Source organism: Paenibacillus sp. FSL R10-2736 (assembly GCF_038000245.1).
Taxonomy (GTDB): Bacteria; Bacillota; Bacilli; order Paenibacillales; family Paenibacillaceae; genus Paenibacillus_AQ; species Paenibacillus_AQ phytohabitans.
The window spans coordinates 4,285,269-4,309,203 of record NZ_JBBOBN010000001.1 but is presented as its reverse complement, the minus strand read 5'-3'; the positions used below and the strand labels follow the sequence as shown (position 1 = coordinate 4,309,203).

The following is a 23,935-nucleotide window of genomic DNA, read 5'->3' as shown; positions in this document are numbered from 1 at the left end:
AGAATTAAGTGACATAAATCCAACTGTTCTTGCTGAAGCTCCAGAGCCGGGAGCAATAAGTGTTATAAATCCATCTGTTATCCGGGTGCGGCGGTTCTACGAGCGAAGCGGCTGCTAAATGACAGGTCACGTGAGAATAATCTTTACGGATAAGTTACTGAAACCTATTCCGGGTGTGTTCCACGAATTTCCACATGCAGCCTTACAGCTTATCCACTAACGTATCCCAGGCCAGCTCAATGATCGCAGTCATATTATCCCGTTCATCGGAAACATAGGTAACTACTGCGTTCTTATCCGGAATGACGATAACATATTGCCCGTACAATCCGTCGAGCCGGTATGAGTTAGGATAGGAGTTCATCCACAGCTGATATCCGTAACCCTGGTGATAATCTGCGGTTGCGAAGTCTGGAGTGAAATCATCTGTCTTTATCTGGACGGAAGTTGCTTGTTCCACATAACCGGATGGAATGAGCTGTTGTCCGTTCCACGCGCCTTTATTCAGGAGCAGCTGTCCGAATCTGGATAAATGCTCTGCGGTTAAGTGTAATCCCGAGAACCCTTGGGGGAATCCCAATGGACATCTGTTCCACTTCGGCTTGGGAATATCAAGCGGGTGGAATATTTTCTCATACAGATAGTCGTCCAGGTTAGTTCCGGTAGCGCTGCTAATGATTCTGGAGAGCATATAGGTGGCTGAATTATCATAGGTGAAATAAGTCCCAGGCTCAAAGACAACCGGCTCCTCAAAAAACAGCTCAGCAATATCCCACTTCTGTCCGCTTCTCCAATCCGCTTTATTCACCGGACATTCCGCATGCCCGGCTCCCATACACAGCAAATCATGGATCGTGATCCTTTTCAGAAATTTAGTATTGAACGGCAATCCCCACAGCCATGGAAGTAAAGGTTTTGCTTGCAGAATATAATAAGTGAGGCTGTTCTTTCTCGAAATCATGCCTGGCCATCAGCTCACCGTTCTGTCTGACCACAACATTCAAAACATGCAGATTCTGCTTGTTCACCAATGCTACCAATTCGTCTAATAGTACAGTGTTCATTGATTCGCCTCCGTAAGCCACAAAGTTAAGTGTATTTGGAATTTGCTTAGTCTTACTATAGCTGGATATGTATTATACTGTAAGTGATATTGGTATGAGTGTTATAACTAACAAGACCCGATGTATTGTGGACGCTTGCGGAGGTAGATATATGGCTGCGAACTTCAATGTAATAACTTTTACCAAAAGCATAATTGATTTAAGTTGGCTATTCGAAGCCGTTCAAGAAAGAGGGTATAACGCTAATATTAATCAGATTGAATCTATCGGAAATTGGGAGTTCAACGACTTAATAAACCACCCGCATGATGTTGAGATAGCAGAAGTTCTAGAGCTTCTTGAGATGGGCAGAATTATCTTAATATTTGGTGAAGTCCAATCCATTAAGATTGTGATGAGGTTAAGTAAGACCGGAACCACCTATGAAACAGGACTGTCTCTAGATACCAAATACATAGATTACTTAGACAGCGATACGCTTAACGATGTTACTCGTCCTATCTATGATGAAATTTCGAACCTATTGTTATCTTCTGAAATGGTGAATAATTTACTTGTTTCTGCATTAGGCGTCGAGGTGGTTGTGGACTACGATGAGGATTTTTATAAAATGCATCTTGATAGTCATAATGTGGTGAGATGGGTTCTTGGAACCGAAGAGGGTGTAGGTGAGCGTGATCTTATGGGTTACACGCGGGTAGCTGCTGGTATTTGGGATAGAATTATTCTAGCATGACCACAAGTGATGAAGAAGTTATATGGCGGGGAGAAATCAAATGTCAGTATACTTTATGAACAATATTTTTCAGGAAAATGATATTAATAGATATTCTATTTAAATTCCCTTTAAAAGATGAGTTCTTATACTTTGAGTTCGGTTATTCTTATAATGACGAATTTACCTGCGAAGACATAAATTCATTCCATTACATACATAAGATTATTATGCTTGATGCTGTAAAAATGAGGAGAAAAGTCTAATGAAAAGACTAAAATGTCCTTGTTGTGGTTATTTCACAGTCGAAAGTGATGACGAGGTAATTGTTAATATTTGTGATGTGTGTTTTTGGCAGTATGATTTTGTTGCTCACAATTATCCCGATCGTAAAATAGGCGCGAACCATGTTTCATTAAATCAAGCAAGGGAGAACTATACACAGATTGGTGCATGTAAAGAAGGGTTTGAAAATATGGTTAGGAAGCCCTTATTAATTGAAAATAATATTAGTTAAAGAGCTTATCGAATGAAAGATAATGCAAGCATCTGCTGAATATTTAAGTAGGAGGTTCATTGTGAAAATAGTTAATATCACATTTCCAACTTATCTTTCAAGTATAGAAAACATAGAAAACGACAATATTGATGTCTTCGTAGAGCTAGAGGATGGCGTTACATACACGATGGTTGTGGCTACACCCCGAAATTATTATTGGTATATGGACAAGGAAGGGCTTGATTATATGCCACCGTCTCCCCCAGATATTATTGTAAGAAGCCTAACGGAAGATAATATCCGGCAAGCTATTGAGGCCTTTGCAGAGGATGATGCTTATTGGATGAAACTTTATTTTCTATCAGGTAAAAGAACAGGTGCTTTTGACATGGATAGAATGAATAAGATGTTAGCAGAAATTAAGGGAATAAATGATGAGATTTTAAATGCTGAATAAGGCGAGGTGAAATGAATTGTCTGTTTATTTTTTAGAAAACATTTTTCAGGGTAGTAGTGATGATATGGACAATTTGTTAGAGTAAGTTTTTAGTACAGTTTATCCGGAATCAATGGGTCTTTAAGAACCAATAAAATGATCTCTATAGAGATTATGAGAAATTATCGGATTTTAAAAGGAGTTCCTTATTTTGAAGATGAACGGTAGTTGTTCTTTCATAATACGTAATGAAGCTTTAGATTTTGATTACATTACTAGAAGGTTAGCAATTAGACCAACCTCAATCCTGAAAAAGGGACAGGATATCAGAAAAGGAGCAGTGACTCAGGCTCCCTTTGATATTTGGCGATATGATGTAATAATATCTGAAGAATTTGAACCGGACGAAGCACTACAGCTTTTACTGAATGATTTAACTCCTAACTTTAAAGAAATTAATGAGTTAACAGGTCTTTATAAAGATGTTGGAATTGATTGTTACTTGAGATCGGATTATGGCCAAATGGGCTTGCAGCTTACGACTGAAATGATAAAGGAAATATCGATTTTAGGATTAGGAGTTAATATACATATTCTTTCCTTTGGTGGGGTTGAAGAGGATGACTAGTACAAATAGTATTAGGGTGTTTTATTTGGAGGATACGGAACTTGCAGAATTTGAGGCTTATAACAAAGGTTATCGAAATGATGTTTATGTTAAGATATCGAACGATTTATTTAATATAAAGGTTTATGATATCGTGCGTCTTAAACAGGATTTTGAATTGGAGTCAGAGAGTTCCGGGTATTACTTAGTCGAACCTAACTTGATTATAGTAAAGGAAGTAACTAAAGAAGCCATAGATTTTGTTGTGAAGAAGTTATATGAGCAGAAGTATTTTGAGTCTATTAAGACTGTTGATGGTGATAAGCTTATAGAATATTTTCAATAATGAAACACTCAGGTTATTCCTGCTTGTGGTTTCTTTTTAACACCCCAACCCGTAACCCTAGGAGGTACCTCTACTCTCTTACACAAACTTCTGACACAACCAAATTCTTAATTGAAGTAAAGAAAATAAGAGATTCGGTTAATCTATAGGAGAGTGATATTATGAATGGAAACTTAGGTGAATTAACGATTGATGATATATCAAAATTAGAAGGCCATACTAAGGTTTTTGAGGTTGATGAAGATGTACCACTTTCTGTTTGGTATAATAGTACTCGGAAGATAATGCTAAAGGACTTAAATCATGGAGACGTAGCAAAATTAATAAGACAAACAATGCATCTTGAATACGTTATTCCAGAAGCATTAAATAGGTTAAGAATAAACCCTCTTGCTGGTTATTTGGGAGATGGAGAAATTATGGAAGCAATTGCCCAAGTTAACGAGGAAGAATGGGATAAAAATTTTATTGTTAAAAGTATGGTTAGTTCTTTTATTGAGGATTTCTTGTATTTAATAAAGACTAATAAATTGAACTTTCCAGAAGATAAAGAGATATATTCCGATCAAGAAAGAGAAGAATACTATCAATTATTATTAAGAATAAAGAAAGCACTTTAAAAATCTAGATACTAATTTCAAAAACTATTCACGTTACTATGCTCACAGAAACAGACATTCCCTTGTTCTTTGAACGATTTTTGAAATGTCTGATAAGAACAATGGGACTGCGACTTATTGGAACACCTATACTGGACTGGGTTATGAACAACCAAAAGCGAAATGGAAACGATTACAGTAGAAAGTGGTAAACAGTCTCAAAAGAAAATGACTAATGGTGTAGGGGGATTGTATCTAGATATACAGGTAGCTGAAGATACATCGAATGAGTTGATTGGACGAATAAACTTAAGTACGGTGCAGAACGGAACGGTGATGCTAAGGGTTGATTACTATAATGTTCAGGCAATTTAATCAGTGGAGAGACTCGTGCAGAAATAGGTACAGAACTTATGGACAACTATCGGAGGAGTAATGAAAACTCCAAAGGGAACGAATAGTTGGGGCTGTACAGCGAGAGTTCATTTCCACATGGTCTCTTCATCTGAGTAGATAAGATCACTCTTAAAAAGAGTTGAGATGGGTTTGGTATTAGCAGGAATGAATACTAATTAAATAGACGATTCCAAATTATTATTCCCGATTTGCAATGTGTTTCAAGTACTTTCGATGTAAAGACAATAAAAGCATAGTTATGAGTGTTAAATAAAAAACTGGCCCGGGTGCTAATAATCCGGGCCAGTTTATGTGTGTAATGCAATATATTATGAAGGGTTATAAACGCTTCCGCTTATAGAAAGTAACGAATGCTGCGGCCAGCAAAAGCAATACAATAGCTACGCCGGTAGTAACAGCTTCGCTGGTACTACCTTGCTGCTGCGGTGTATTGCCTTGGCCGCCGAAGTCGCCGCCCATACCGCCACCGCCGAAACCACCGCCGCCGCCTATACCGCCGGCGAAGCCTATACCACCGCCACCCGGGCCGTAGCCGCCCTCGGGGAAGCTCGGACCGCCCATAGCGCCCGGCTCACCGCCGGGAACGCCTTGGCCGGTCTGCCCACCTTGCGCCGCTTGACCTTGCGGCGCACCGCCATTGCCGCCTTGCGGCTGCTGCCCGGCGGCCGCACTGGCACTGCCCTGCGCCGCTGCGCCCGCCTGCTCTTGCGCCGCGCCGCCAGCCGCTGCGCCTGCCTGCCCTTGCGCGGCTTCACCGGCCGCCGCGCCCGCCTGCCCTTGCGCGGCGCTACCAGCCGCCGCGCCCGCCTGCCCTTGCGCCGCGTCACCAGCCGCCGCGCCCGCCTGCCCTTGCGCCGCGCCATCGGCCGCCGCGCCTGCCAGCCCTTGCGCCGCGCCACCCGCCGCCGCACCGGCACCGCCCTGCGCGGCTTCGCCAGCCGTCGCGCCCGCCTGCCCTTGCGCCGCGCCACCCGCTGCGTCATCACCCTGTGCCGCCTGCCCGCCAGGCGCAGCACCAAACCCGCCGCCGCGCCCGCCGCCAGCGCCGCCCATCCCGCCACCACTGCCGTTGCCGTCATTGGTAGCGGGAATCGTGCCGTCGAGCTGCTGCGTGACGGTGCCCGCCATGGTCGACATGAAGGTCTTCACGGACTCGAGGCCGCTCTCATACTGCTCAAAGGTATAGAAGGCAGAAGGGTCGGCCTTCACATAGCTTGCGATCATGGTGTCCATCTCGCTGATCCGGGCCTGGAAGGTCTCATCCTTCAGGTAGCCGCTCAGCATGCTGCGGACGATCTCGTGATATTTCGCTAAGTAAGTCTCATTCGCCAGCAGCTTCGCTACCAGCGGGCGTTCGGCGAGTGTGCCCTGGGTGGGCTCGTCAATCAGCACATCCGAGCCGCCCATGCCGCCGAAGGCCATGTTGTAATCCCACGGCAGGATGGAGAAGATGCCGTCGTCTTCATACAGGTAGTAATTCTGCTTATTGCTGCCGAGATAACTGTCCATATTGCCGGTCACGGCGTTCAGGGCAATATAGCCGAGAGCGTCATCGACATCGATGTATTTTTCATAGTCGGTGCCGTTGTTCAGCTCATCCAGCATATCGACGAGAATGTCATCGTTTGATTTCTTCGATTTCATCTCAAGGCCAGTGTAGAGTGAAGCGTCATCTCCGAGCCAGGTCAGATCGCTGCCCTGTCCGGTCATCTGGCCTTTATAGAGTGCGCCGTAGGCGTTGCCGAAATGGCGTTCCAGATAGGCATCACCGATCTGCTCTACTGCCAGATAGAAGCCCTTAAGCTCCCCGTTGACATAGATATTGACGAACGAGTATTTTGGCACGGGCAGTCCCATGCTCTCCGCGAGCTCATAGGTCAGGAATTCCCGCATGTATGAGGCGTCGCTGTAGTTGTTGTTGAGATTGATTTTGGTAATCCCGAACAGGTTCTGATTCACATACTCGTCAAAAGACAGCTTGAAGCTGTACCGGTCCGAATCGCTCATCTGCACCACACTGCGCAGACTTAAGTTTCCTTTGGTCCGCACCCCGACATTATCCATTTGGATGCCGTTATATTCGACGGAGGCGGTTTTGTATTCCTCGGCGCTGGCATTGTCCAGCATATCCTGGAAATCATCCGGCTCCAGCGTGATTTTGACATCTACAACCTTGTCCTTCGGAAAAACCTCTGTATCGAGACTCTGTTCCTCGCTTGATACCGCCTTGTTCTGCGTGTCCGTCATAGTGCCGCTGTTATCCGCAGAAGGATTTGAAATCTGACAACCAGCTATAGCGGTAACCAGCAGCAGGCAACTAAGAATGAGCAGAATCTGCTTACCTCGTGCTATCATCTTGGGCACCGCCTTTCATGAATATAGATCTACCAGCCTGCAGCAGGCCCGTGATCATGAGACATAGTCGCCGCTATAGCTGATCAGCAGGGCATTCTTGACACCGGTAAGGCCGGAGACCGTGTTCACGAATCCGCCTTCCTTGTCGTCTAGCCGCAGCTCAAGCGTAAGCTCAATGTTGCCGGCCGTTACCGTTTTTTGCTTCATATTATACCGTTTCACCGATTTGTTCAGATGGCTGTGAATTTCGCGCTCACTGTCGTCGCCGTCGCAGTTAATCACCAGCAGGTACGGAGTTTCGATAGAAGAACGTTTTATGAACAGGAACAGGATCAGGCCGATGATGATGGAGCCGATAATAGCCAGTGTGAAGAACCCGGCGCCCGTTACGATTCCGGCAACAGCTGCCCAGAACAGGAAGATCAGGTCGGTTGGATCTTTGATAGGCGTTCTGAAACGGACGATAGACAGCGCACCGACCATACCGAGTGACAGCACGAGGTTCGAGTTGATCGCGATAATGACGGTTGCCGTGATCATCGTCATGCCCATCAGGGAGACGTTGAAGCTTTTGGAGTAGAGGACACCGCTGAAGACCCGTTTGTACAGAATGTAAATGAAGAATCCGATCAGAAAAGCCACACCGAGCGTAATCAGTATTTTGGAAATGCGGATGTCGGAAACGAAGTTGTCGGTCACCGAGCTTTTGATCATATCGGAAAAGGTAGTTGCGGTGTCGTTCGCTCCCTGTGCTGCGGCTGCAGCCAGACTTGCTGTGATGCTCATATCAATAATCCTCCCAAGTGTTGGTTTTTAGAAATTTCCGGCAAATGACGTATTTAGAAGCGGACTGCCGGTTCAGGCCTTCAAGCTGCAAGGCAATCCGGATATAATCGGGCAGGTATTCATCGAATTTGACCTCGAAAATAATTAAGCTCCCGTCAAGCGCCCGGACCGGCTGCAGCTCCTTGCTGAATATATCCACCGCATGCAGTCCCGTACGAAGCTCTTTGTCAAAAGTAATCCGCACGTTGCCGTTATGGCATACATAAGGCTCGCGGACATAATCGACGATCACCTTCGGGCGCAGCAGGTTATGCCGCATCTGATTGTAGAGCTCCATAAACAGCGGCTTATCCGGTACATTCAGCACCTCATAGTTGCCGGTCATAATCTCATCGTACATGTCCCGCGTCAGCGGTTCTTTGATTTTGGCGATATAATCGTCCATCTTGATTTTTTTCTCAAAATGAATGACATCATCCTGCACATTGTAGATCCGTATGCGGTATTTGGCACGTTCACGCAGGCCACCGAGCTTATCGGACAACGCTGTATTGTTCATATCATCGAAATACAGGCTGCGGATATGGTAATCCCCGCTCTCGTCAGCATTCTGGTCTGTATCCATTAGGCTCTGGAGCCGCTGCCGGATGATAAGATATTGATGATAGCTAATGAAGAATTTCAGCTCGTGCCGGAATTGCAGCCTCTTGTTCATCTCACACCTCATTTCTCTCTCTAAGTTCTTGCGTGATCTGGCCGCTGACCCTATTCTAAGGGACCGACCTTATGATTTTCTTAAATTGAACTGAACGTCAGCTGAATGTTTTTACACTGCGTTTACAAATGTCACGAAATGTAAGGTTATTCCGGGGACGGGGATTTGACTTCCTGATGCCACTGGGGCTACCCTAGAATACAGAAACAGAACGGATCGAGCGGCGGGCTCAGAGAGATTGCAAGAATTGAAGCTGCAGGCGGAGGGAGCACATGAAAGACTTGAAAACATTCATTATCATCGGAATTATAGTCGTTGTGTTGATCATACTGGCGCTTGGCGTGGAGCGGCTCAAATCGGAGCGGGCCGCAGGGGGAGGATCTGAATTCTCGGGTGTACTCTACGATTTGGTCAGTACGTTTAAGGGTGATGCGGCCACCAGCCGCGCCTTTACCTGGTACACCGGGGACCCCGGAGCAGACGGCTGGCTTGAGGCAGTGAAAGGCGGGGCGGCTGATTTTACCGGAGATGGGGTCATTAGGGTTCAGGCAGCCAATACTGTGATCAAGACGGATCAGGGTACAGCAGGCGTGCACAAAGCCGAGATTACCGGACTGGAGCCGGGAACACGCTTTACTTACCGGGTTGGCAGCGGGGAGGAACAGGAGTGGAGCCTTGCGTATGAGTTCAGCACTGCGGAAGCGGACAGCGGTCAGGTGACCTTTATCAATGTTACGGACTCCCAGGGAGTAACAGATGCGGATTTCGCAATCTGGGGCAACACCCTGGAACAGGCATTCAAGACCTTCCCGGCAGCAGAGTTTATTGTGCATAATGGTGATTTTACTGAAGATCCGGAGGATAGTGCGGCATGGAACAGCTTTTTTGGCTATGTTCAGAACAGGGTGGCCAGTGTGCCCCTCATGCCTGTGACCGGTAACCATGACGAGATTGATGAAGAGGCGGAGCTGTTTACCTCACATTTCAATCTGCCGGATAACGGGGCCAAGGGTTCGATCGCCGGCACTTCCTATTCCTTCGATTACGGCCCGGTTCATGTGACTGTGCTGAATACAGAGAGTAATCTGAAGAAGCAGGCTGAATGGCTGAAGAAGGACCTTGCAGGTACGGATAAGCCGTGGACAATTGTAGCGATGCACCGTCCGGCGTATGGCGGGAACATGTACAGTAAGGTGGAGGACTGGACGGGGATTTTTGACAAATACAAGGTGGATCTTGTGCTGCAGGGACATAATCATGAGTATTCCCGTTCTTATCCGCTGCGCGCCGGTGAAATCGTGCCTGAGAGTGATGGTGGCAATGTTACAACAGGCGGAACGGTCTATGTGGTGACTAACGCCTCCGGGGCCAAATTCAACGGGAAGAAGGAAGACCAGTTCTACCATAAGGTTCATTTCCAGAATAATAAGCCGATGTTCGCCGGAATCACGGTTAGCGGGGATACCCTGATCTATCAGGCATATGATACCTCTGGCAACAAGCTGGATGAGTTTGTTCTGAAGCATTAGAAATAGGGGTTCTTTTGGATGACATTCCATTAGAGCCTTTTATTGTTAAAATAGTAATAAAAAGTGTGAAAATGGTACGATGATTGCTGACAGTTTTCTTATGGATTCGACCGTTTTCCCTCACTGTACAGGTTGTCAGCGCTCTATAATGAAAGCGTTATCAAAGAAAGAACCTGGGAGGTTAGAACCGTGATTCGAAAACGTATCCGAAGAATGGGAATGGTTGTCCTGCTGGCTGCAATGCCCTGCTCATTGTTTACCGTTTCTCCCGCAGTAACTCATGCCGCAGCAAGTGAAGCCTACAACTGGAACAGTGTGGTTACCGGTGCAGGCGGAGGGTTTGTTCCGGGTATTATTTTTAACCAGACTGAGCCGAATCTGATCTATGCGCGGACGGATATCGGCGGTGCCTACCGCTGGAATCAGACATCCGGCAGCTGGACATCGATCAGCGATTCTGTCGGCTGGGTGGACTGGAACAAGAATGGCGTAGATGCGCTGGCAACCGATCCGGTGAATCCGGACAAGGTGTATATGGCTACCGGCACCTATACGAACTCATGGGACGATAATGGACAAATCATGCGCTCCAGCGACCGGGGGAATACGTGGCAGACAACGCCGCTGCCGTTCAAGGTTGGCGGTAACATGCCCGGACGTTCGGCAGGCGAACGGCTTGTGATTGACCCGAATAAGAACAGCATCCTGTTCTTCGGGGCGCGGAGCGGGAACGGTCTGTGGAAGAGCACCGACTCCGGGGTCACTTGGTCCAAGGTCAGCTCCTTCCCTAATGTGGGGACGTACATTCAGAATCCGACGCTTGATTACGGCAATGATCTTGTAGGATTATCCTGGATTACTTTTGATAAAAGCACAGGCACCTCCGGGAATGCCACCCAGACGATTTATGTGGGAGTAGCGGATACGGCAAGCAGTGTCTACCGCAGCACGGACGGGGGAGCAACCTGGAGTGCACTGCCCGGCCAGCCTGTAGGTTATCTGCCGCATCATGGTGTTCTGTCTTCTACAGGTGATCTGTATATTACCTACAGCAATGGCGTTGGGCCGTATGACGGCAGTAAAGGCGAGGTCTGGAAATGGAACAAAACAAGCGGGGTGTGGACGAATATCAGTCCGTCTACGGGAACCGATAACTGGTACGGATTCGGCGGACTTGCCGTTGATGCGCAGCATCCTGACACCGTGATGGTCTCCAGTCTGAATGCCTGGTGGCCGGATGAAGTCATCTTCCGCAGCACTAACGGCGGGGCAACCTGGAGCCGGATTTGGGATTGGGGCAATTATCCGGAACGGACCTATAAATTTGCGATGGATATCACGGCTGCCCCATGGCTTGACCATGGAGTAACGTCCACCTCCCTTGATCCTTCGCCCAAGCTGGGCTGGATGATGGGGGATCTGGAGATTGATCCGTTCAACTCCAACCGGATGATGTACGGTACGGGTGCTACTATCTATGGTTCAAACAATTTAGGCGCTTGGGATACCGGCGGGAAAGTCAATATTTCCGTGATGGCGAAGGGAGTGGAAGAGACTGCAGTGCTGGGGCTGATCAGCCCTCCAGCAGGAGCACACCTGATTACTGCACTTGGGGATGTGTCCGGCTTCCGGTATGATGATGTCACTGCAGCACCGGTGAAGTTCCAGACAAGTCCTTCCTGGGCAACCACAACCGGCATCGATTATGCTGAGTTAAGCCCAGCCTATGTAGTACGTGTTGGCGGTGCGGACAAGGAGAAGTCCCCAAGCATGAAGTCAATCGGGATCTCCAATGACGGCGGCACGAACTGGTATATGCCGAATGCAGAGCCCTCGAACGGGACTAAGACGACTGCCGGGCAAGGCCAGGTAGCTGTATCCGCCAGCGGCAACTCTATTCTGTGGAGTACCTCAGATATTGGTGTGTATTATTCCAAGTCGACCGGCAATTCCTGGACAGCCAGCAGTGGTGTGCCTGCAGGTGCCAAGATTGCTTCGGACCGGGTGAATGCGAATAAGTTCTATGCCTTCTATGCGGGAACCTTCTACGTCAGTACGGATGGCGGAGCAACGTTCACGGCTACGGGAGCAACAGGCTTCCCGACCAATAATGTCGGCAATCTTCAGCCGAATCAGGCCCAGATCAGCATCAAAGCCATGCCGGGCATCGAAGGCGATATCTGGTTCGCCGGCGGCAATACGGTGGAGAACAAATATGGCTTATGGCACTCTGTCAATTCAGGCGCAAGCTTCACCAAGCTGGCCAATGTTGATGAAGCTGACCTCATCGGGTTCGGCAAGGCAGCGCCGGGCCAGAGCTACATGGCACTCTATACAGTAGCTCAGATCGATGGTGTAAGAGGGGTCTTCCGCTCCGATAATGCCGGGGCCAGCTGGGTACGGATCAATGACAATGCCCATCAGTATGCCAAAATCAACATGGCCATCACTGGAGATCCGCGCATCTACGGACGCGTATATCTGGGCACCAATGGCCGGGGCACCTTATACGCCGATCCGGTGAACCCGCCGGCGGCAGGCTCAACGATTACGCCGGTCAGCGCCAGCTTCGATAAGAAGACGGCGAATCAGGCGGATATCGCCGTGACGATGACGCTGAACGGGAACACGTTAAGCAGCATTAAGAACGGCGCGGCAACGTTGACCGCCGGAACAGATTACACTGTGAGCGGTTCGGCAGTCACGATCAGCAAGGCGTATCTGGCAGCGCAGGCTGTGGGTACAACAACGCTGAGCTTCAATTTCAGCGCCGGAGCGGCGCAGACCTTGGCTGTTACGGTAGTGGATACGACAACACCGGCCAGCAATTCTGCGATCACGCCGGTTAGTGCCAGCTTCGATAAGAAGACGGCGAATCAGGCGGATATCGCCGTGACGGTGACGCTGAACGGGAACACGTTAAGCACGATCAAGAATGGCGCGGCAACGTTGACCGCGGGAACGGATTATAGTGTAAGCGGCTCAGTTGTCACGATCAGCAAGGCATATCTGGCAGCGCAGGCGGTGGGTACGACAACGCTGAGCTTCAATTTCAGCGCCGGAGCGGCGCAGACCTTGGCTGTTGCGGTAGTGGATACAACAGCACCGGCTGCTGCCGGTCTTAAAGTTCAGATGTACAACAGCAGCACAGCGGCTGCGGCTAATACGCTGAGCCCGAAGATTAAACTGATGAATACCGGCACGGCTGCTGTCTCACTGGCCGATGTCAAAATCAGATATTATTACACCATTGACGGCGAGCAGACCCAGAGCTTCTTCTGCGACTGGTCACAGGTTGGCAGCGCGAATGTGACCGGGACATTTGTCAAACTTCCGGCGGCCAAGACCGGAGCCGATTATTACTTGGAGCTGGGCTTTACAGGGGATGCAGGTTCCCTTGCAGCCGGAGCAAGCATAGATATTCAGCTGCGGGCGTCCAAGTCGGATTGGAGCAATTACACCCAGACCGGAGATTATTCCTTTAACGCAGCGGGCACAGCTTATGCCGATTGGGCCAATATTCCGGCCTATATCTCCGGCAGCCTGGTATGGGGAAATGAACCTTCTTAATTGGGAGTTCAAGTGAGTAGAGTAGCAGAGTCTTGAACAGCTTCGAACAGACAGCCCCCTTCCGCAATATTGCGGAGAGGGGGCTGCTTGCTGTGTGTAGAATGAATCTGCCAGCGCTGTAGCGGCTATAAAGTCTGCCCGCTGTCGACGGTGATAATCTGCCCGGTCATGGCTTCCTGAGCGAGCGCGGAGCAGATGAAACGGGCGATATCTTCCGGCGCGGCAATGCTCTGCAGCAGCAGGTTCGGTGCGAGCTTGTGCATCTGCGCTTCCCGGCCCGCCCACCAGCGTGTCGCTACGGCTCCCGGGGCAACGCAGTTGACCCGGATGTCAGGGGCGAGAGCCTTAGCCAGTGAGCGGGTCAAGCCGTGGACAGCCGCTTTGGATACCGCATAAGGAAGTGACGAACCAGCACCTGTATTTCCGGCAATACTGCCGAGGTTGACGATGGCTCCTTGTCCGCTTGACTTCATATACGGGGCGGCTGCCCGGGCACAGAAGAACATACCTTTGACATTTACGCCGTATAATTCATCCCACACCTCGGAGGTGACTGCCTCCAGATCATCCATAGGAATATGCTGCGTGATACTGGCATTATTCACCAGCAGATTTACAGTGCCGTAGGTCTGTACTACTTGTTCTACCATTGCCCGTACCTCGGCATCTGCGGACACATCGGCTTGTACAGCAATGGCCTGCCCGCCCTGCGCTATGATCATGTCAACCGTTTCCCGGGCTTCCGCTTCTGAACGGGAATAATTCACGGCAACCTTTACGCCTTGCCCGGCAAGCTGAAGGCTGGTTGCCCGCCCGATACCTGTTCCTCCGCCTGTCACTATCGCGACTTTACCCTTCAGATCCATCCTTATCCGCTCCCGACTTCTTATTGTTATTGAATATCCTGAGTACAATTGTATTCAGTTTGCCTGGTTTTGTATAATTGAATGAAATGAAGGATTAGTTCAATAATATTGAACTATATCGAGCGAACTAGAGGGACTTCAACAGAAGATGGTCAATGGACTCTGAAATGAAACATCCTCAAGCTCAGGGAGGCTGAATGCTATTCGCCATTCCCTATTACACTCTGTACAGTAGAATTCTGTGAAATCGGTTAATGTGAGCAGAAATCAGAAAATCAATTGTATGAAGTGCAACAGAACTGATTTTCGCGCCAGATTAGGCAAATTCTATTGTAGAAAATGCAATGAAGAACGATAGGACGGCGGAAAACGGGAGTCTTACTCGAAAGAGGTTAGCGCAAATGGATTTCAAAACTTTAAAAACCTTTCAGGCCATTGTGAGCACAGGAAGCTTTAACCGTGCAGCCGAAGAGCTTAGCTATGCCCAGTCTACGGTAACAATGCAGATCCAGAAGCTTGAGGCTCAGCTGGGCGTTCAGCTGCTGGAGCGCGGCAAACAGCAGGTGATCCTGACGGAAGCCGGGAGGCTGTTCCATGAGCAGAGCCTGCAGATTGTGAAAGACATGGAGCGGCTGCAGAGCAGTCTGGCTGATCTGCAGTCGGGCGGAGCAGGGAGCGTCCGGATCGGTGTAACCGATCCGACTGCGAGTTACCGGCTGCCGCAGCTTTTGCGCATATTCATGGAACAGTTTCCCCGGATCGTACTTTCAGTAGAGATTGCCGGAACAGCGGCTCTCAGCGGGCGGCTCCTCCGGGGAGAACTCGACATGATTCTGTGCTCCGCCCCGCAGCTTGGGACGGAGCTGTATTTCGAGCCGCTTTTCACCGAGCAATTCGTGCTGCTGCTGCCCGAAGGTCATCCTCTGGAGACGGAGAAGGAGATTACTGCGGACCTGCTTCGCGGACACCGTCTGCTCATTACGGCTGCGGATTGTCCTTACCGTAAGAAGCTGGAGAGTATTTTGCAGGAAGCAGCCGGTCCCCCGCTGAACACCATGGAAATCGGCAGTATGTCCGCCTTGAAATTCTATGTGGAGAACGGTATTGGGATGGCTTTTGTACCTGAGATTACCTTACAGACTCTTCCGTCTGGTACAGTGGTCAGGAGACTATCAGGGCCGGGAGTTGATATGAGCTGCGGAATCGCCTGCAGAATAGCTGATTACCCGCTGAGGGGGGCCAGCTTACAAGTCTATCAATTCCTGAAGCGGGAGCTGGGGATACCTGTGCATATGTAGAATAGAGCTGATAAGAGATGATAAGACCGGTTTGAGACAACTATACTTTACTTCCACATCCGGCAATTCATGACGAAACTCATGGGCGGCCGGTTTTTTTTGTGTAAGGATTGAATTTATTGTACTCAAAGGGAACCTTTGTCCCGCAGCGGACCAATATAGAGTGAAAACCAACACAGAAAGGAGAGAGACGGATGACTGAGGAAGAGCTGCATGGCTGTCTGCAAAGGCTGAAAGAAGGAGACAAGGATGCTTTCACTGCGCTGCATGACAGCATCAGGCACCAGGTGTACGGGACAGTCTGTCTGCTTGTTGACCGGCAAGGCGATGTGGCTGATGTAGTGAATGAAATCTACATTGAATTGTTCCGTAGTCTGCCGCAGTATGACAGGAATCGGCCCTTTGGGGCATGGCTGAATGGAATAATTGTACGGCAATGCAGCAACTGGAGCCGGAGAAGCTGGCGCAGGCTGCGCATCCAGATCCGCAGCAGGGAGAATGCGTCAGAGTTGTTGCTGCCGGGGGCGGATACACCGCTCCTTGAGCAGGAACAGCGGGGAGAGCTGCTTCAGCTGGTGGCTGGGCTTCCCCCTAAACTGCGCAGCGTTGTTGTCCTTCGCTACTATGGGGAATGCAGCTTTGACGAGATAGCCTCTGCCCTGGAGATACCGCTGGGTACCGCTAAATCCAGGCATCACAAGGCAATGCGCAAGCTGCGGCAGCATGCCGTATTCACAGAGGAAGATGAGATGAAGGGGGACTACACATGCCTGTCGAAAGTCAATTGAAACGGGAGTTTGCCAGCTTTAAGCAGAATACAGTAATACCGGAACAGCTGGAGACACAGATTTCCGCAAGCTTTGATCAGTACTTCAAATTCCAAAACGAACGGAAAACCAAAAGACATATGCGCGGCACTGCAAGGATAGCGGTTGTTCTCTGCGGCCTGATGCTGTTCGGAGGCGTGGTTTATGGTGCGGAAAGGTTATGGGCCGTTACATATGGTTCTACTGGAATAAAGGTGATCGTTCATTCGGACTATACTGAATCCGATGAACACGGTGAGCACGTGAAGCTGCTTGTTGAAGACATTCAGACTAAACTGGCTGTGAATGAATCCGCCTTCCTGTATGTGTCACTGCCCAATGGGGGATATGACCTGCTTAAGGTGAACCGTCCGCAGCTGTTCTCCGATATAGAGAGCTGGAAGGAGGTCATCGAGCCAATTACCGGAAAGCTGGTTGTGCCAAGCAGTCTGCCGGAAGGATATTATTTTGCCGAAGCGAGGTCTGACAGTCAGCTTGGGATTATAGACGAATCCTGGGTAAAGAAATACACCAATGTCCTCTCGAAAAGGGTCAAGCCCGGTGAGGATTATGCCTGGATCAAGAGCTTCAACACTCCTAATAGAATAGCTAAGACTGTAAGCCCGCAGCTCATATATGAGGGTCCAAGAGGGAAAAGTGATGCAATTGTGGTTAAGTATACGCCTAGCGGACTGGAAGCGCAGCTCACAGCAAATTTTGCAGCGGCTACTACGGTTGAGGAGATGAAGGTTGGAGCTTTAGATGCTTTATATATTGTGAATAAAGAAGCTTATGGGAACCAAAACAACTATTATGCTTATATCCAGTGGATCGAGCTAGGGGAGAATAACGAATGGAACATTTTGCATGAAGTAAGCACAGAATCACCGGATGTATCCAAAGAGACTCTGCTTAAAGTTGCCGAAGGCCTGCGCTAAAGCGGCCTATGCCAAGGTCAGCTGCATGCTTGTCCCGCTATAACTAAAATAAATCCCCCTATAACACATATAAACCTCTATTATTGATAGCTTCATCAACAATAGAGGTTTATATTATAACCACTATACCCATGTTCTTCTCAGACTCCTTATCCTATCCTTTGTACTCAGCCGGGTAGAAATCGTCCGAGGCGGCAGTAAATTTGCCTATCCTGCCCGTTAAATCTTCTCTAATTCATCCGCTGACCACGATAGGATTGATTGTGGGCTTTTGAGCTTTAAGAAGCTCATACCATTTCGTGTAGGGATGGATTGAAAGCTGTAACGCCAGGATCAAAGATATAGTCTCAAGCTCAGGGAGTACAGCTGCTTAAGAGGACTGCCGGAGATTCTGCCCCCGCATGCGTTCTTACCGCAGTGTATGGTTCCTTGAGTTGATACCTGTATTATACCGTGATATGCCGCAGCCGTAAAAAGGCGAATACTTTAAATTTGCGGTTATTTTTCACTGTAAGATCATGTAAGCGCTATTATGCTTCCTTATCCTTAGTTTTTTAGGAGGATTCCGAACAATAGTTATTCCCTCTAAACTTGATCCAACGTAACCCAGTCGCTGCAAGGAGGGATAAATACTCTAACGGAATCTCAGTCCGAATGTCCTGCGAATTCGCCATTTCTTCGCAAATAACGGAATCTCAGTCCTCTTCACGAGCTGATGCGTTCATGAGCCCGTGATGCTTCAGCCAATCTCCCGCTAATCTCCAGCCAAGCTCAGGTGAGGAACAGTGCAATTGCCAAGCTTCTTAGCTCAGCATGATTTGTCCGCAGGTAGCTTCACAATCTCTAGCTTGATTCACCTGCAGGCAAATTTGGTGCCCTGGAACAGTGCTGTCTTATAAAATGGACGGCAAAAGCGTTGCCGTTTGCTGTATAATTTACTGATTGTTATGTTGCGGTTCAGCTATCCGGGCATTTGAAGGAGGAAGAAAAGGATGAGTTTGTTTGGAGTGAGGCTTGACGGAACCCGCAGCAGGTTAATCAAGTCTTTTCTGGAGGATAATTATGTATGTGCGGGAGATCCCGTTATTGCAAATCTGGAGTCCAGCGGGAGAGAGGATATCCGCAGCGCGCTGGTTGCATCCGGAGCTTATCAGGAGCAGGAGCAGGAGCAGGAGCAGGAGCAGGAGCTGGAGCTGGAAGAAGCTCTCAGCAGTTTAGACACGTTCGTCAACGTGATGCAGGACGGGGATTATGTGCTGATTGCGGATGAGGAATGGGTATACCTTGGCGATCTGGGTGATTATTTCTATGATGCCCGGCAGGAGAGTGTGGAGGGCGGAACTGCGCACCGGCGCGGGGTAACCTGGCTGAAGAGTCTGCCCCGTACAGCTGTAAATTCTGCAGTACAAGCACTGCTTGCTTCGGATCAGGAGGTTACCCGCTATTCAGGGGTGCTGCCTGTAGCAAGAATGGATTTGTGGCTTGCAGATTCTTCGGCTGGCGATATGGAGACTGCTCATTCCCCGGCCCGTGTGGATGAAGCCACAATAGCTGAGGCGCTGGCTGTTCTGAAGACTGCCCTGCACAGTCCCGATGCGGAGCGGCGGGAACGCGCGGCAGCGGCTATATTGCATTATGCCAAATAATCATCAGGCTGAAGTTTTATCTTATAAAATCACAGCAAAAAGGTCTTCCGGTTAAGTGCCGGAAGACCTTTTTGCTGTCAACTATTAAACAGGGACTTCGCTTGACCGGGGGTAGGCTCAGATAAATTCAACGAACTCATTAACCGGCTTGCGGTAGCCGCGCGGTCTAATTTTGTGCTTGTTGTCTTTGCCGATCGTAATCAGCATTACCGGAACGAAGTTGTCGCTGAGCCCGAGGGTAGCTTTCACCGCTTCCGGATCAAAACCGATCATCGGGCAGGTATCCCAGCCCTTGTCTTTGGCAATCAGCATGAACTGCATAGCTGACAAGGAAGCATTGCGGATTGCTTCATCCCGCTGGAAAGCGTCTTTTCCAGTATAAGAATCATTAATAGACTGAATGGTGCGGTCGTAATCCTCTTCGCTCATGGCTCCCAGCATTTTAAGTCCGCTATAGATTTCTGGAGCCTGCTGGTAGGCGTTTTTGTCACCCAGCACGACGATGACAGCCGAGGCGGTGTGGATTTTGTATTGGCCGTACGCACCTTTACGGATTTCTTCCTTCACAGTGTCATCGCTGATGACTTTGTAGTGGGCATGCTGCAGGTTGAAGGCCGATGGAGCCAGGCGGGCCAGTGAGAACATCTCCTCCAGCTCATTTTGTGGGATTTTTACCCCTTCAACGAAATTCATAGCCGATCTGCGGGACTGAACCAATTCTGAAAAAGTACTCATAAATAATGACCTCCATTGTGATATGTATGTTGGTTAGTAATAATCAATAGCTGATATTAATAAATAAGCTTACAATAAGTTACTTGCTTAAAATATCACAACTACAAGCGTACGTCAATGGTTAACCGACTGTGAATTGTGAATTTTAGTTCAAATAGTCGATAAATTTTGAAAAAGCGAGAAAAGAAGTGATTATAATCACAAAATAAGGCTATAAAGCCAAAAACATTGTGACATTTATTACAACCGGAATGTTATAATAGTCACATAGTTTCAGTGGATGAATACTTTTAAGCAGCAATGCCATTGTAAAGGAGACTTCAATATGTCAGAAACCATTACCCAAACCCCTTTGGAACAAGAAATACCCGCAGCAGGCCTTCCACAAGAGGATTTGCTGAATCAGCTTCTGAAGCCGGAAGTTCAGGAATCCCTGATTCTTCTGGTGGAGCAGCTGCCGCAGATTACCCAACTGGTGAATGTATTAACCAAATCGGTCGATTTCGTACAGTCGGTTGCAACGGATGAAGTATTGAAAAATGATACAGTAGGCGCAATCAAGGAGATGGCAGGTCCTGTGGTAGGCTCTGTCAAGAATCTGGCGGCTACAGTTATTGAAGCGAAAGACCGCGCGGATGCAAGCAGTGAAACCATCAGCCTGTTTGGCATGATGAAAATGATCAAGGACCCGCAGGTACAAAACGTGCTCCGTTTCATGAATGCATACCTGCAGGTCAGCGGCGAACGCCAATCCGGTAAGTAATTATTGTTCAATTCTTAATCGTAGGGATGGAGGAAATATGATGTCAAAACACATAGTTATTCTAGGTGCAGGTTACGGCGGCTTATTGAGTGCGCTAACCGTGCGCAAATATATGAGCAAAGCTGAAGCCAGAGTTACAGTGGTTAATCAGTATCCGACACACCAGATCATTACCGAACTACACCGCCTTGCAGCAGGAAGTGCTTCTGAACAGGCGGTTGCCATGCCGCTTGCCAAGCTGTTCGCCGGTAAGGATATCGATCTGAAGATTGCCAAGGTTAATTCGTTCTCGGTGGAGAACAAGCAAATCATCCTCTCGGATGGTGTAATGCTGACTTATGATGCTCTTGTTGTCGGTCTGGGCAGCACGACGGCTTATTTCGGCATTCCGGGACTTGAACAGTACAGCATGGTGCTGAAATCGGCGGCGGATGCACTGCGGATTCACGGACATATTGAAGAACGGATTCGTGAATATGCCAAAAGCGGCAATGCGGCCGATGCAACCATCCTGATCGGCGGGGGCGGCTTGACAGGTGTTGAGCTTGTAGGTGAAATTGCCGATGTACTGCCCAAGCTGACTAAGAAATATGGAGTGAATCCGGCTGAGATCCAGCTGATGCTCGTAGAAGCCGGACCGAAGATTCTTCCGGTTCTGCCGGATCATCTGATTGAGCGCGCTACAACCAGCCTCGAGAAACGGGGAGTTCAGTTCCTGACAGGTCTTCCTGTTACTAATGTAGCAGGCAATACCATTGATCTGAAGGACGGCCGCCAGATTGTGGCGAATACCTTCGTCTGGACCGGCGGCGTGCAGGGCAACCCGCTGATCGGTGAGTCCGGGCTTGAAGTGAACCGCGGCCGCGCAACCGTGAATGAGTTCCTGCAATCCACTTCACACCAGAATGTATTTGTAGCCGGTGACAGTGCGGTTGTGTTCGCACCGGACGGCCGTCCGTATCCGCCAACGGCACAAATCGCCTGGCAGATGGGTGAACTGATCGGTTATAACCTTTACGCTTACCTGAATGATAAAGCCTCCGAGACCTTCAGTCCGGTGAATTCCGGGACACTTGCCAGTCTGGGACGCAGAGACGGAGTAGCGATTGTCGGCGGCAATTCCACACCGCTGAAGGGTCTGCCGGCAACGCTGATGAAGGAAGCAAGCAATATCCGGTATTTGACCCATATTCACGGGTTGTTCAGTCTGGCCTATTAATTCTCTCCTAACCATCTATACCTATAGCAAGCCGCTTCCATGCGGCAGATCATCCCCTTTAAGCGCCGGCAGGCAGTTGAAGGGGATTTTTCATGAATTCAGACTGTAAAAGGAGAGCTGTGTGAAATTACATAGTAAATTACTGGAAGGACCTTTATCCTGAATGAGGCATACATCCTTTATATGAGCTTTTTGCGCAGCACTAGGAGGAGAAGATGATTCAGAACGGATTTACATGCAATTGGATGGAGGTTCAAACGGACGGGCAGGGCCGCGGATTGTATTATAAATATTCTGCATACCGTGCGCCTGCTGTCATCTTTATTTCCGGATTAGGGGATGGTTGCGATTCCTGGAGCGGTGTCCAGGAGAATATTGCGCAGCATGCCTCAACCCTCGCTTATGACAGACCCGGTACCGGGACCAGCCCGGGAGTGCCGGGGCCGCGCTCCTGCCATGATCTGGTGGAGGAGCTGTACCGGCTGCTTGCACTGCTGGATATTAAAGCCCCTTACATTCTGGTCGGTCATTCCTTTGGCGGTCTGGTAGCCAGACTCTTCGCTTGCTGCTATCCTGAGCGGACTGCGGGAATTGTACTGATAGATGCTGCAGGCGAATATAAGGAGCTTACTTATGAGCAGGTGCTGCCCCGTCAGCATATCGCTGCGAACCGGGCGTACCTGCTGAACCCTTCGCTCAATAGGGAGCGGATCGATAAGATGCAGAGCTATAAGCAGATCTCTGCTGCCCGGGGTTCCATGCCAAGCCAGGTTCCGCTGTCGGTAATAACCAGGGGGCTTGCGGATGAGGATGGATCAGACTGGCCGGCACACGCGATACTGGAGATTGAGCAGAAGAACCAGGCGGAGTTCCTGGAATTATCTGCGGCCAGCAGGCAGGTGATCGCCGGAAGCAGCGGGCATTATATCCATCATGACCAGCCCGGGCTCGTCATTGAAGAAATTATAGGGATGATACAAGCTCAATCCAACGAGCTTAATCACTGATATCAGCGTCTTCACAAGAACCTTCACAGTACTGGTGATTAGCTTGATTGCACAGCGCCACAAGGAGCAGCAGAAGGCAACCTGAATACTGCCCTGCATGAAGCGCTTAGAGCCGTGAACAGATTTACTCCGTAAATGTGTAATGAAAACGTATTCGCAGGAAAATCTATTTGTTATAATGTTGATGTTTATACCATTACAGATGTTTTCATAGGAGGATTTCAGGCATGCCATTTCAAAAGAACGATATCATCCTGTTCCAGGGTGATAGTATCACGGATTGCGGCCGCAATTACGCAGACGCTTCATCGCTAGGTGTAGGTTACGCGCTGATGGCGGGCGCTCGTCTTGGGCTGCAGTATCCGGAGAAGAACCTTAGCTTCATCAACCGCGGCATCAGCGGCAACCGCGCCGTGGATCTGCAGGAGCGCTGGGACCGGGATTGTCTGGAGCTGAAGCCGACCTGGGTGTCGATTTATATCGGTGTTAATGATACCTGGCGCTGGTTCGATTCCGGGCAGGAGACGACAGCGGCTGAGTTCGAGGCTTCCTACCGTGATCTGATTGAACGCACCAAGCAGAGCCTGGATGCCAAGCTGGTACTGGTTGAGCCGTTCGTACTGCCGGTGCCGGAAGACCGCAAGGGCTGGCGTAAGGATCTGGACCCGAAAATTCATGTGGTCCGTGAGCTGGCCCGTGAATATGGCGCTGCATTGGTCCCGCTGGATGGACTGTTCGCCGCCGCATCGGTTAAGGCCGAGCCTGCCTTCTGGGCCGGGGATGGCGTACATCCTTCACCTGCCGGCCATGCGCTGATTGCAGAGGCCTGGATGAAGGCTGTAGGGGCTATAAGCTAAAACAGAGTATAGCGGGAAATTCCCTACATATTGAATTTGCTGCACAGACCGGTTCCTGCGTATGCAGCGGACCGGTTTTTGGCATATACCTGAGCAGACCGTTGCCTTCAGGGTGACACGCGGCAGATACGTGAATTTCACTCTGCTTAAGAAGGCTGTTAT

23 protein-coding genes are annotated in these 23,935 nt (G+C 49.1%); 16 read left to right on the top strand and 7 right to left on the bottom strand.

Annotation, left to right across the window (positions count from 1 at the left end; translation table 11 throughout):
- Positions 1 to 202: 202 nt before the first annotated feature.
- Positions 203 to 835, bottom strand: a complete 633-nt coding sequence (locus tag NSQ73_RS18805; RefSeq protein WP_340989323.1) for a serine hydrolase domain-containing protein — start codon at positions 833 to 835, stop codon at positions 203 to 205.
- 37 nt (positions 836 to 872) lie between these two features.
- Positions 873 to 1,064 (bottom strand): hypothetical protein, encoded by a 192-nt coding sequence (locus NSQ73_RS18800; protein WP_340987642.1) that lies wholly within the window; start codon positions 1,062 to 1,064, stop codon positions 873 to 875.
- Positions 1,065 to 1,215: 151 nt separating this feature from the next.
- Here NSQ73_RS18800 and NSQ73_RS18795 point away from each other — a divergent pair, with 151 nt between their 5' ends.
- The 6 genes from NSQ73_RS18795 (at position 1,216) to NSQ73_RS18770 (ending at position 4,287) form a co-directional block, all read left to right on the top strand.
- The gene (locus NSQ73_RS18795) at positions 1,216 to 1,800 is read left to right on the top strand and encodes a hypothetical protein (protein WP_340987641.1); all 585 of its coding nucleotides are present in this window, start codon (positions 1,216 to 1,218) and stop codon (positions 1,798 to 1,800) included.
- Between the two features lie 244 nt (positions 1,801 to 2,044).
- A complete protein-coding gene (locus NSQ73_RS18790; RefSeq protein WP_340987640.1) occupies positions 2,045 to 2,296 on the top strand; it encodes a CPCC family cysteine-rich protein in 252 nt (83 codons plus the stop codon).
- Positions 2,297 to 2,357: 61 nt separating this feature from the next.
- On the top strand, positions 2,358 to 2,735 hold the full coding sequence (locus NSQ73_RS18785) for a hypothetical protein (protein ID WP_340987639.1): 378 nt from the start codon (positions 2,358 to 2,360) through the stop codon (positions 2,733 to 2,735).
- Positions 2,736 to 2,931: 196 nt separating this feature from the next.
- Entirely contained in the window at positions 2,932 to 3,342 is a 411-nt protein-coding gene (locus NSQ73_RS18780) for a DUF4279 domain-containing protein (RefSeq protein WP_340989320.1), read from the top strand.
- Positions 3,335 to 3,667 carry a hypothetical protein gene (locus tag NSQ73_RS18775; protein ID WP_340987638.1) on the top strand — a complete coding sequence of 111 codons (333 nt, stop codon included), beginning with the start codon at positions 3,335 to 3,337 and terminating at the stop codon, positions 3,665 to 3,667. Before NSQ73_RS18780 ends, NSQ73_RS18775 begins: the two co-directional genes overlap by 8 nt.
- A 161-nt stretch (positions 3,668 to 3,828) precedes the next feature.
- A complete protein-coding gene (locus NSQ73_RS18770) occupies positions 3,829 to 4,287 on the top strand; it encodes a contact-dependent growth inhibition system immunity protein (RefSeq protein WP_340987637.1) in 459 nt (152 codons plus the stop codon).
- A 714-nt stretch (positions 4,288 to 5,001) separates the two neighbouring features.
- Here the strand turns inward: NSQ73_RS18770 and NSQ73_RS18765 are convergent.
- From NSQ73_RS18765 to NSQ73_RS18755, 3 genes are read right to left on the bottom strand one after another with little or no spacing between them, the layout of a single operon-like run.
- The gene (locus tag NSQ73_RS18765) at positions 5,002 to 7,038 is read right to left on the bottom strand and encodes a CotH kinase family protein (protein WP_340987636.1); all 2,037 of its coding nucleotides are present in this window, start codon (positions 7,036 to 7,038) and stop codon (positions 5,002 to 5,004) included.
- Between the two features lie 54 nt (positions 7,039 to 7,092).
- Positions 7,093 to 7,824, bottom strand: coding sequence for a DUF4956 domain-containing protein (locus tag NSQ73_RS18760; RefSeq protein WP_340987635.1), 732 nt, complete (start codon positions 7,822 to 7,824; stop codon positions 7,093 to 7,095).
- Between the two features lies 1 nt (position 7,825).
- Positions 7,826 to 8,539, bottom strand: coding sequence for a polyphosphate polymerase domain-containing protein (locus tag NSQ73_RS18755; protein WP_340987634.1), 714 nt, complete (start codon positions 8,537 to 8,539; stop codon positions 7,826 to 7,828).
- A gap of 272 nt (positions 8,540 to 8,811) precedes the next feature.
- On the opposite strand from NSQ73_RS18755, the gene NSQ73_RS18750 reads away from it, so the two are divergent.
- On the top strand, positions 8,812 to 10,068 hold the full coding sequence (locus tag NSQ73_RS18750) for a purple acid phosphatase family protein (RefSeq protein WP_340987633.1): 1,257 nt from the start codon (positions 8,812 to 8,814) through the stop codon (positions 10,066 to 10,068).
- A 192-nt stretch (positions 10,069 to 10,260) separates the two neighbouring features.
- Positions 10,261 to 13,638: a X2-like carbohydrate binding domain-containing protein gene (locus NSQ73_RS18745; protein WP_445669678.1), complete on the top strand. Its 3,378-nt coding sequence runs from the start codon at positions 10,261 to 10,263 to the stop codon at positions 13,636 to 13,638.
- Between the two features lie 125 nt (positions 13,639 to 13,763).
- Here the strand turns inward: NSQ73_RS18745 and NSQ73_RS18740 are convergent, their stop codons facing one another.
- Positions 13,764 to 14,504, bottom strand: a complete 741-nt coding sequence (locus NSQ73_RS18740) for an SDR family NAD(P)-dependent oxidoreductase (RefSeq protein WP_340987632.1) — start codon at positions 14,502 to 14,504, stop codon at positions 13,764 to 13,766.
- A 401-nt stretch (positions 14,505 to 14,905) separates the two neighbouring features.
- Between NSQ73_RS18740 and NSQ73_RS18735 the strand changes: the two genes are divergently transcribed.
- The 4 genes from NSQ73_RS18735 (at position 14,906) to NSQ73_RS18720 (ending at position 19,192) form a co-directional block, all read left to right on the top strand.
- Positions 14,906 to 15,802, top strand: coding sequence for a LysR family transcriptional regulator (locus NSQ73_RS18735; protein ID WP_340987631.1), 897 nt, complete (start codon positions 14,906 to 14,908; stop codon positions 15,800 to 15,802).
- A gap of 194 nt (positions 15,803 to 15,996) precedes the next feature.
- A complete protein-coding gene (locus NSQ73_RS18730) occupies positions 15,997 to 16,590 on the top strand; it encodes a sigma-70 family RNA polymerase sigma factor (RefSeq protein ID WP_340987630.1) in 594 nt (197 codons plus the stop codon).
- On the top strand, positions 16,569 to 17,546 hold the full coding sequence (locus NSQ73_RS18725; RefSeq protein ID WP_340987629.1) for a hypothetical protein: 978 nt from the start codon (positions 16,569 to 16,571) through the stop codon (positions 17,544 to 17,546). Before NSQ73_RS18730 ends, NSQ73_RS18725 begins: the two co-directional genes overlap by 22 nt.
- A gap of 992 nt (positions 17,547 to 18,538) precedes the next feature.
- On the top strand, positions 18,539 to 19,192 hold the full coding sequence (locus tag NSQ73_RS18720) for a hypothetical protein (RefSeq protein ID WP_340987628.1): 654 nt from the start codon (positions 18,539 to 18,541) through the stop codon (positions 19,190 to 19,192).
- A gap of 117 nt (positions 19,193 to 19,309) precedes the next feature.
- On the opposite strand, the gene NSQ73_RS18715 is transcribed toward NSQ73_RS18720, so the two are convergent.
- Entirely contained in the window at positions 19,310 to 19,927 is a 618-nt protein-coding gene (locus tag NSQ73_RS18715; protein WP_171716522.1) for a nitroreductase family protein, read from the bottom strand.
- 325 nt (positions 19,928 to 20,252) lie between these two features.
- On the opposite strand from NSQ73_RS18715, the gene NSQ73_RS18710 reads away from it, so the two are divergent.
- The 4 genes from NSQ73_RS18710 (at position 20,253) to NSQ73_RS18695 (ending at position 23,773) form a co-directional block, all read left to right on the top strand.
- Positions 20,253 to 20,690 carry a DUF1641 domain-containing protein gene (locus NSQ73_RS18710; RefSeq protein ID WP_042136226.1) on the top strand — a complete coding sequence of 146 codons (438 nt, stop codon included), beginning with the start codon at positions 20,253 to 20,255 and terminating at the stop codon, positions 20,688 to 20,690.
- 40 nt (positions 20,691 to 20,730) lie between these two features.
- Positions 20,731 to 21,909 (top strand): NAD(P)/FAD-dependent oxidoreductase, encoded by a 1,179-nt coding sequence (locus NSQ73_RS18705; RefSeq protein ID WP_340987626.1) that lies wholly within the window; start codon positions 20,731 to 20,733, stop codon positions 21,907 to 21,909.
- A gap of 215 nt (positions 21,910 to 22,124) precedes the next feature.
- On the top strand, positions 22,125 to 22,916 hold the full coding sequence (locus NSQ73_RS18700) for an alpha/beta fold hydrolase (protein ID WP_340987625.1): 792 nt from the start codon (positions 22,125 to 22,127) through the stop codon (positions 22,914 to 22,916).
- 227 nt (positions 22,917 to 23,143) lie between these two features.
- On the top strand, positions 23,144 to 23,773 hold the full coding sequence (locus NSQ73_RS18695; RefSeq protein ID WP_340987624.1) for an SGNH/GDSL hydrolase family protein: 630 nt from the start codon (positions 23,144 to 23,146) through the stop codon (positions 23,771 to 23,773).
- The last annotated feature ends 162 nt before the right edge of the window (positions 23,774 to 23,935 follow it).